At 71.1% G+C, this 9358-nt stretch carries 5 protein-coding genes and 1 pseudogene; 2 read left to right on the top strand and 4 right to left on the bottom strand.

The window, feature by feature from the left end:
- Nucleotides 1-548: 548 nt before the first annotated feature.
- Together ACYVOO_RS27470 and ACYVOO_RS27465 are read right to left on the bottom strand one after the other, a co-directional pair.
- On the bottom strand, nucleotides 549-1181 hold the full coding sequence (locus ACYVOO_RS27470; protein WP_453350974.1) for an NUDIX domain-containing protein: 633 nt from the start codon (nucleotides 1179-1181) through the stop codon (nucleotides 549-551).
- A 6-nt stretch (nucleotides 1182-1187) separates the two neighbouring features.
- Entirely contained in the window at nucleotides 1188-2888 is a 1701-nt protein-coding gene (locus ACYVOO_RS27465; RefSeq protein WP_461018396.1) for a CTP synthase, read from the bottom strand.
- A 628-nt stretch (nucleotides 2889-3516) separates the two neighbouring features.
- Between ACYVOO_RS27465 and ACYVOO_RS27460 the strand changes: the two genes are divergently transcribed.
- The gene (locus ACYVOO_RS27460; protein WP_461018395.1) at nucleotides 3517-5328 is read left to right on the top strand and encodes a glycoside hydrolase family 15 protein; all 1812 of its coding nucleotides are present in this window, start codon (nucleotides 3517-3519) and stop codon (nucleotides 5326-5328) included.
- An 87-nt stretch (nucleotides 5329-5415) separates the two neighbouring features.
- On the opposite strand, the pseudogene ACYVOO_RS27455 reads toward ACYVOO_RS27460, so the two are convergent.
- Together ACYVOO_RS27455 and ACYVOO_RS27450 are read right to left on the bottom strand one after the other, a co-directional pair.
- Nucleotides 5416-6596, bottom strand: a pseudogene (locus ACYVOO_RS27455) (beta-1,3-glucanase family protein).
- Entirely contained in the window at nucleotides 6593-7603 is a 1011-nt protein-coding gene (locus ACYVOO_RS27450; RefSeq protein ID WP_461018394.1) for a glycoside hydrolase family 16 protein, read from the bottom strand. The pseudogene ACYVOO_RS27455 and the gene ACYVOO_RS27450 overlap by 4 nt, the downstream one beginning before the upstream one ends.
- 110 nt (nucleotides 7604-7713) lie before the next feature.
- Between ACYVOO_RS27450 and ACYVOO_RS27445 the strand changes: the two genes are divergently transcribed.
- Nucleotides 7714-8760, top strand: a complete 1047-nt coding sequence (locus ACYVOO_RS27445; protein ID WP_461018393.1) for a LacI family DNA-binding transcriptional regulator — start codon at nucleotides 7714-7716, stop codon at nucleotides 8758-8760.
- Nucleotides 8761-9358 lie beyond the last annotated feature (598 nt).

Raw genomic sequence — 9358 nt, 5'->3', positions numbered from 1 at the left:
GCGGTACGGGGGCGGGCGCATGGGTGCCGATGAGGCACCGGTCCACAGCATGGCAACAGCCTCAGGGACCACCGGCCGGAGGATGGCCACCGGGTGGGAGGTGGTGCGGTGGGGTGTCCCCGCAAGTGGTGGCGACGAGGGGGCACCGACCTGCTGGTGGCCACCGGGTGGGAGGGGACGTGGTGGGGTGTCCCCGCAAGTGGTGGCGACGAGTATGTGCAGGCAGCCGAAAAGCCGACCCGCACTTGTCGCCGCCCGAGGAGACACCCCACCGCGGCACCGACCCCCACCACACACCAACCCCACAACCACCGGCCCGAGCCAAGAACCACGCGGCGCCAGCCGCAACGCACCGCAACCACACGCCGCGCCGAAGCCACCGGCCAGGCAGCCGAACACGGCGCCCCGCCACACGACCGCACCCCCGAGCAGCGGCACAAAAACCAGCGCGGGACCCTACGGCACCCACCACACCGGCCAACCGTCCCGCGCAACACCCCCAACGAACGGGGCACCGCCGTTTCCTTCCGCCTCCCGCGAAGGGACCGTCAGGCTGCGAAGGGGCGGGCCGGCCAAGGCGCTGACGCGGGGCGGAGGGCGTCGACGCCGTCGCCCGCGAGCGCGGCGCTCAGTGAGAGCGCCCCGACCACGAGACAGTTGTTGTGCAGCTCACCCGCCAGCGCCCCGCGGACAAGATCCGCGAGCGGCACGCGGGCCAGCTCCATGTCCGCCTCCTCCTCGGAGACCTCGAACCGCTCGCCCTCCGCCTCGGACAGCTCCCGCGCGAGAAAGATCCGTACCGCCTCGTCGCAGCCGCCCGGCGTCGTGAAGACGTCGGTCAGCACACGCCAGTCCTCGGCCTTGACGTGCGCTTCCTCGTACAGCTCGCGCTGCGCCGCGTGCAGCGGGTTCTCGCCGGGGATGTCGAGCAGCCCGGCGGGGATCTCCCACAGTTTGTGCCGCACAGGGTGCCGGTACTGGCTCAGCACCAGCACGCGCCCCGCGTCGTCCAGCGCGAGGACGGCGACGGACCCGGGGTGCACCTGGTAGTCGCGGCGCACCACGGTGCCGTCCGGCATGACGACGTCGTCCGTGCGGACGCTGGTCTTCGCCCCTTCGAAAGGCACCGCGGTCGCGGTGACCTCCCATTCCTGCGGGGTGTCGACGATGTGCTCGGTCATCTGTGCTCAGCCCTCCACCGGCTCGGCCGCTGCCTCGGCCCCGGCGTCCGAGGCTACGCCCGCGCCCTGCTGGCGCTGGACGGCGGCCTTGACGAGACCGGCGAAGAGGGGGTGCGGGCGGGTGGGGCGGGAGCGCAGCTCGGGGTGGGCCTGGGTGGCGACGAGGTAGGGGTGCACCTCGCGCGGGTACTCCACGTACTCCACGAGCTTGTTGTCGGGCGACGTGCCCGAGAAGACGATGCCGCCCTTCTTCTCCAGCTCGCCGCGGTAGTGGTTGTTCACCTCGTAGCGGTGGCGGTGGCGCTCCTCCACGTAGGGCTCGCCGCCGTAGACCTCGCGCACGATGGAGCCTTCGGCCAGCTTGGCCGGGTACATGCCCAGCCGCATGGTGCCGCCCATGTCACCCTCACCTGCGACGATGTCGAGCTGCTCCTCCATGGTGGAGATCACCGGGTGGGCCGTGCCCTGGTCGAACTCGGTGGAGTTCGCGTCGGGGATGCCCGCGAGGTTGCGTGCGGCCTCGATGACGATGCACTGGAGGCCGAGGCAGAGGCCGAGCAGCGGGACCTTGTTCTCCCGCGCGTAGGTGATGGCCTGAACCTTGCCCTCCACGCCGCGGTCGCCGAAGCCGCCGGGGACGCAGACCGCGTCGCAGTCGCCGAGCTGCTTCTTGGCGCCGTCCGGTGTGCGGCAGTCGTCGGAGGTGACCCACTTGATGCGGACCCGCGCGTTGTTGGCGAAGCCGCCCGCGCGTACGGCCTCGGTGACCGAGAGGTAGGCGTCGGGCAGGTCGATGTACTTGCCGACGAGGGCCACCGTCACCTCGTGGTCGGGCTCGTGGACGCGGCGCAGCAGGTCGTCCCACTGCGTCCAGTCCACGTCCCGGAAGGGGAGGCCCAGCTTCCGTACGACGTACGCGTCGAGGCCCTCGGTGTGCAGCACCTTCGGGATGTCGTAGATCGACGGGGCGTCCTTGCACACGGCGACGGCGTCGTCGTCCACGTCGCACATCAGGGAGATCTTGCGCTTGATGGAGACCGGCACGTCGCGGTCGGCGCGCAGCACGATCGCGTCGGGCTGGATGCCGATGTTGCGCAGCGCCGCGACCGAGTGCTGGGTGGGCTTGGTCTTCAGCTCGCCGGAGGGGCCGATGTAGGGGAGCAGCGAGATGTGCACGACGAAGACGTTGTCGCGGCCGACCTCGTGCCGGGTCTGGCGCACGGCCTCCAGGAAGGGCAGCGACTCGATGTCGCCGACGGTGCCACCGACCTCGGTGATCACGACGTCGACGTCGTCCGTGGCCATGCGGCGGATGCGGTGCTTGATCTCGTTGGTGATGTGCGGGATGACCTGGACGGTGTCGCCCAGGTACTCGCCGCGCCGCTCCTTGGCGATCACCGAGGAGTAGACCTGCCCTGTGGTGACGTTCGCCGAGGCGTCGAGATCGACGTCCAGGAAGCGCTCGTAGTGGCCGATGTCCAGGTCGGTCTCGGCTCCGTCGTTCGTGACGAAGACCTCACCGTGCTGGAAGGGGTTCATCGTGCCGGGGTCGACGTTGAGGTAGGGGTCGAGCTTCTGCATCGTGACCCGCAGGCCCCGCGCCTTGAGCAGAGCCCCCAGGCTGGAGGCGGTGAGCCCCTTGCCGAGGGAGGAGGCGACACCCCCGGTGACGAAGAGGTGCTTGGTCGTCATGGATTTGGGCGGCAATGCCAAGAGGGGGCTCCCGTGGTCGCGAGGTGGGGTGCGCACCGGCGCCCCGGCTTGGATGCTCGGGGGTGCCGTCGCTGCGGGTTCGGGGGGCTGTCGTACCGAGAATTCGAGAACGCGTGCCCACCGGTCCACGGGCTACCAGGGTAACAGCGCCTGCCGGTGACCGTGCCGCACGGAGCGCCGCACGGTGCCGCGCCGTCGCCTCCGCCGACCCCGGCGGCCCCCCGGCTGACCCCCGGCCGGCACCCTCCCGTCCCCGTCGAGCCGCCGGGAGTTCCCGCTTCCGACCCCAGTACCCGACGCGCCCGCGGTACCCCCTACCCCTGTCCGGCCCCTGTCTTCCGCCGACTTTCCCCCACGCCTCACGGCTTTCGGGCATCGTGTTCCAACGCTTCTCTGTCATTCGGGCGTCTTCCGTAAACCGGGGGTGTGGGGCCTACGGTGACAGTGGGGTCGCAGCAGGTGAGCGGCGTCTCATGAACCTCACCCCTTCGGCGCAGACCTCCTGCGGCGACCGCGGGGCGGATGACATCGCTCCGTCGTATCCTGCTCGGACACTCGATTGGGCAGGACGGAAACACGCACGTCCCATGGGGGCGTAGCCGCAGTTCGACTGGAGAAGCACGTGGCTGGGCGCATCGAGGATTACGCACTCATCGGGGACATGCAGACCGCAGCCCTCGTCGGCCGGGACGGCTCGGTGGACTGGATGTGTCTGCCGCGCTTCGACTCCCATGCGGTCTTCGCGGGGCTGCTGGGGACCGAGGAACACGGTTTCTGGCGGTTGGGTCCCGCGCACGCGACCGGAGGCGAGCCACCTCCGGCCGACCGCAGGCGCTACCGCGGGGACTCGCTCGTCCTGGAATCGGAATGGGACACTCCGCGCGGCACGGTCCGGGTCATCGACTTCATGCCGCCCCGCGAGGACCACGCGCCCCAACTGGTGCGCATCGTGGAGGGCGTCAGCGGCCGGGTGCCGATGCGCTCGGCGCTGCGCATGCGGTTCTCCTACGGCTGGGTCGTGCCGTGGGTCCACAAGATCGACGGCCGTACGGTCGCCGTCGCGGGCCCGGACTCGGTCTGGGTGGACACCGAGGCGGACACCTACGGCAAGGACCTGACGACCTACTCCGACTTCACCGTCGGCCCCGGTGACCGCGTCGCGATCACCATCAGCTGGCAGGCGTCCCACAAGGACCCGCCGCCGCTGCCGGACCCCGAGGTGGCGCTGACGGCCACCGAGAGCTTCTGGAGCGAGTGGGTCGAGCACTGCACGTACCACGGCCCCTACCGCGAGGCCGTGATCCGCTCGCTGATCACGCTCAAGGCGCTGACGTACGCGCCGACGGGCGGCATCGTCGCGGCGCCGACGACCTCGCTGCCCGAGTGCGTCGGCGGCATGCGCAACTGGGACTACCGCTTCACCTGGCTCCGCGACGCCGCGATCACGCTCTCCTCGCTCCTGCGCACCGGCTATCACGAGGAGGCGCGCGCGTGGCGCGAGTGGCTGCTGCGCGCGGTCGCGGGCGACCCGGAGAACCTCCAGATCATGTACGGCATCGCGGGCGAGCGCGAGCTGGGCGAGGCCGAGCTGGACTGGCTGCCCGGCTACGAGAACTCCAGTCCGGTCCGCATCGGCAACGGCGCAGCGGGCCAGCTCCAGCTCGACGTCTACGGCGAGGTCACCGAGGCCCTGCACCTGGCCCATATGACGGGCCTGGCCCGCAACGACTACGCCTCGCTGCTCCAGATCAAGCTGATCGGCTATCTGGAGGACCACTGGGACGAGCCGGACGAGGGCATCTGGGAAGTCCGTGGCCCGCGACGGCACTTCGTTCACTCCAAGGTGATGGCCTGGGTCGCCGTCGACCGCACCGTCAAGCTCATCGAGTCCGGCGAGGTGGACGGGCCCCTGGACCGCTGGCGGGATCTGCGCGACGAGATCCACCGGGACGTGTGCGAGAAGGGGTACGACAAGGAGCGGAACACCTTCACCCAGTCCTACGGCTCCAAGGAGCTGGACGCCTCACTGCTGCTGATCCCGCAGATGGGCTTCCTGCCGCCCGACGACAAGCGCGTCATCGGCACCGTCGAGGCGATCCAGCGGGAGCTGTCCACAGAGGACGGCTTCGTGCTGCGCTACCCGACCTCCAGCGAGGGCGTGGACGAGAGCCTGGACGGCCTGGAGGGCGAGGAGGGCGCCTTCCTGGCGTGTTCGTTCTGGCTCGCCGACGACCTGGCGATGATCGGGCGCGTGGAGGAGGCGAGGAAGCTGTTCGAGAAGCTGCTCGCGCTCCGCAACGACCTCGGCCTCCTCGCCGAGGAGTGGGACCCGAGGCTCAAGCGCCAGGTCGGCAACTTCCCGCAGGCGTTCAGCCACGTGCCCCTGATCGACACCGCGCTGCGGCTGACGGCCTCCGGCGCGTACGGGGGCTGAGGACCGGCCGTCGGTGCCCGGGGCGTGAGAGCCCCGGGCACCGACCGGTTCTGGGGGGGGTGGCAGAGGGTTTCGGACGGTCCTGGCTCAGAAGGGGGTCAGGGTCAGCGTGATCTCCTTGGCCGCGCTGTCCTCGATGTAGGAGGCGAAGCCGCCCACGTGTCAAAGGCGAAGCCGTACGCCTTCCCGTCCTCCGTGGCCGCGTGCATGGCCTTGGCGTAGTGGTGGGTGAGATCGCCTCCGTAGAACCCGGCGGGGTCGCCGGTGGGCTGGTCGGCCGAGGTGAGCAGCGTCGTGCGGTTGAAGCCCGCGCCCAGGACGGCGGCCACGGGACCCGTGACGCCGTCGTTGGGCGCCGCGAGTGCGCCGTCGCAGAACAGCACGTCCTTGGTGGAGGGCTTCTGGAAGGACACGTTCCCTGGCCCGGTGAAGGACAGGGTCCCGCCGCTGACGCGTCCTGTGAACTTCCCCGCGTTGGTGGTGACGGTGAGGTCCTTGCCCTCGTACGTGCTCCAGACCTCGTCGATGTACGGCGCGAAGTAGTCATCGGCGAAGCGGCCCGCGCCGATGCCGTGGCCAGGGGCGATGACGCGCCTGTCGTCGATGACGAGGGAGCCGAAGCCCTCCGCGGCGGCGACGTCCTGGAAGACCTTCGCACGGGCGCCCTGCTTGAGCGCGCCCGCCGTCTGGTCCTTGGCGCCGGTGAGGTGGATGGAGAGCGGCACACTGAACATGTCGACCATGGTGGTGTTGCAGTACATGGCCCCGCCCTTGTACGTGAACTCCGCGCAGTCGTGCGTGATCCCGTAGTTGGGGTCCGACTCGACCCAGCCCGCCGGATAGGCCAGCGCCGCGTTGCCCGCGCCGTCCTGGACCGCCTTGAACCTCAGCTTCTCGCCGAGCGCGGTGTAGATCCGGCCCGACATCTCGGGGAGCTGGAGGACCGTCTCCCCGGTGGCGGCCAGGGGTATCGCGTAGTCCGTGAAACCGTCGGCGCCGTTGTCGCCGAGGGCGATCGGTTTCAGCTCGCCCTCGGGCGTGACGCGGACCTGACGCTGGCCGTCGTTGCCGACGATGTAGATCCAGACCGAGGAGTTCTGGTACTCCCCCGAGTTGTTGACGACCCTGAGCGGCATGCTTGCGACGGCGGCCGTCCCGCGACGGGACGTGCCGGCCGCGTGCGCGGTGATCAGCCCGGCCGCCGGTACGGCGAGCGCGCTCGCCGCTGCCGTACGCAGCATGGTCCGTCTGCTGAGGGGACCGGTCATCCCGCACCTCCGGCGGGCTCGACGGAGACGGCGACGTGGTCGACGAGCAGGGAGCCGCCCGGCTGGGTCGCCGCGGTGGGCGTCGCGTGCCCGGCGACACCGTCAGGGAAGGCGCCGCCCATGGCCAGGTTGAGCAGGATGAAGTGGCCGTGGTGGGTGGCGTTCGCCCAGGTCTCCGCGTCCATGTCGGCGGCGCTGACCGAGTGGAACTCGCGCCCGTCCTGATACCAGCGCAGCTCCTCCGTCGCGCCGCTGCGGTCCAGTTCGAGCGCGTACGTGTGGAAGCCCGCCTGGCAGCTCGTGCCCTGGCACTCCGTGGACGCGCCGACGCCCTGGGTCTCGTTGCAGGGGCCGCCCGGGTTGACGCCGCAGTGCAGCACCCCGTGGGTGCGGTTCTCGCCGTTGACGTTCTCCATGATGTCGAACTCGCCGATGCCCGGCCAGTTCCAGTAGTTGCCCCGGTACTGGTCGCCCAGGGTCCAGAAGGCGGGCCAGTAGCCGAGGGCCGCGTCGCCCTGCACGTCGGGCAGCCGCATGCTCGCCTCGATGCGCATCTTCCCGCCCTCGGGCGCCGCGAAGTCGGTGCGCTTGCTCTCGATACGGCCCGAGGTCCAGGTGTCCCCGTCCTTCAACGCCGTGATCTTGAGGTGGCCCTCGCCGTCGAGCTGGAGATTCTCGGGCCTGTCCGTGTACGACTGGACCTCGCCCGTGCCCCAGTTCGCCGGGCCGCCCTCGTAGCCGTGGCCCTTGTCGATGATCCAGTCGTCGCCCGAGGGCGACGACCCGGCGGCGCCGTCGAAGTCCGTGCGCCAGACCTCCTCGTACGCCGCCGCCCCGGCACCCGCCTTCGGCGCCGGTCCCTCCGGTTCCTCGGCCTGCGCGGTCGGCAGCGCGTACGCGCCGAGCGCGATCAGCGCCGCGGCTGCGGCCATCGGCCAGCGCCGCGCGAGGGCCTTCTTACGGGTTCCACCTGCGGTGTTTCCTGGCACGCTCGTTCTGCCCGGCATGACTACGCTCCTCGTTGTGGGGGATGTGAGAGCGCTCTCACGTCATGGCCATGCACAGTGCCGCGCGTGCGGGGTAGCGTCAAGGGCACTCGGAGCAAAAGGAGTTGGACGTGCACGGTGCATCGGGTTCCCGCCCGACCCTGGAGGCCGTCGCGGCCCACGCCGGCGTCTCGCGCGCCACGGTCTCCCGCGTGGTCAACGGCGGCGCCGGAGTGCGCGGCCCGGTCCGCGAGAAGGTCCAGCGCTCCGTGGAGGCGCTCGGCTACATCCCCAACAGCGCGGCCCGCAGCCTCGTCACCCGCCGCACGGGCGCTGTCGCCGTGGTCATCGCCGAACCGGAGACCCGCGTCTTCTCCGACCCCTTCTTCGCACAGCAGTTGCGCGGTATCAGCCGCGAACTGGCCGCGCACGACACGCAGTTGCTGCTCATGCTGCTGGAGCAGCGCAAGGACTACGAGCGCATCGGCCGCTACCTCGCCGGCGGGCACGTCGACGGCGCCCTGATGTTCTCGCTGCACGGCGAGGACCCGCTGCCAGGGATGGCCGCGGCCTCCGGGCTGCCGACGGTCTTCGGCGGACGCCCCGACTGGCCCGGCGCCGAGGACGACCCCGGCCTCCTCTACGTCGACACCGACAACCGGGCCGGGGCGCGGCTGGCCGTCGAGCATTTGCTGGAGCGAGGACGCCGCCGGATCGCGGTGATCACCGGTCCGCTGGACCAGACGTCCGCGCTGGACCGGCTGTACGGGTACGGGGACGCGCTGGCCGCGTCCGGGGCGGAGAGCGATGCCGCGCTCGTCGCGCACGGGGGGTTCACCGCCGAGGGCGGCGAACGGGCCATGGGCCAGCTCCTGGAGCGCGTGCCCGAGCTCGACGCCGTGTTCGCGGGGAACGATCTGATGGCGTCCGGTGCGTTGCGGGCGCTGCGGGCGCGTGGGCGCTCCGTGCCGGGTGACGTGGCGGTCGTCGGCTACGACGATCTGGAGACCGCGTCCTGGGCGGAGCCGCCGCTGACGACGGTGCGCCAGGATGTCGAGGAGATGGGCCGCATGATGGCGGCCCTGCTCCTCCGCCGCCTCGGCCTCGCGCCCACCCCCCACTCCCCCCTCACCCCCGTGGTGACGGGGCCCCGCCTGGTGGTCCGCGCCTCGACGTGACGCTCCCTTCGCGGGGTGCGGAAGGAAACGGGGGGTTGCCGGTTCGTTGGGGGTGTTGCGCGGGACGGTTGGCCGGTGTGGTGCGCACTGTAGGGTCCCGCGCTGATTTTTGCGCCGCTTCACGCAGGGGGGTGGCGGGGCGTCGTGTTCGGGTGCGGCTGTGTGGCTACGGCGCGGCGTGTGGTGCGGTGCTTTGCGGCTGGCGCCGCGTGATTCTGGGTTTCGACCGTGGTTGTGGGCACGTGGGTGCGGGGTGTCCGGTGCCGGGGTGGGGTGTCTCCTCGGCGTGAAGGTCTCGTGTTCGGCTTTCCGCCGGTGACTTTCTCGACCTGCGGGGACACCCCACCCCGTCCCCGTCCCGCCGGTGGCCCGCTGCCCGGTTCCGGGTCAGCTGACGCCCACCCCCACCCCCTGGCGCGGGACCTCCGGTCCCCGCTTCACGGGGCGACCGGTCCCGCGCAACTCCCCCTGTCGGGGCTGCGCAGCCCCGGGGTGCCCCCTGGGGTCTCGTTCGCGGCTGCGGGCCGGTGGGTGGGTTGTGCCCACCCTCCCCCAGCTACCGCTGGGAGGTGCCCCCTCGCCATGCGGAACGCCTGCC

Source organism: Streptomyces daliensis, assembly GCF_054782395.1.
This window is presented reverse-complemented; position numbering and strand designations above follow the sequence as displayed.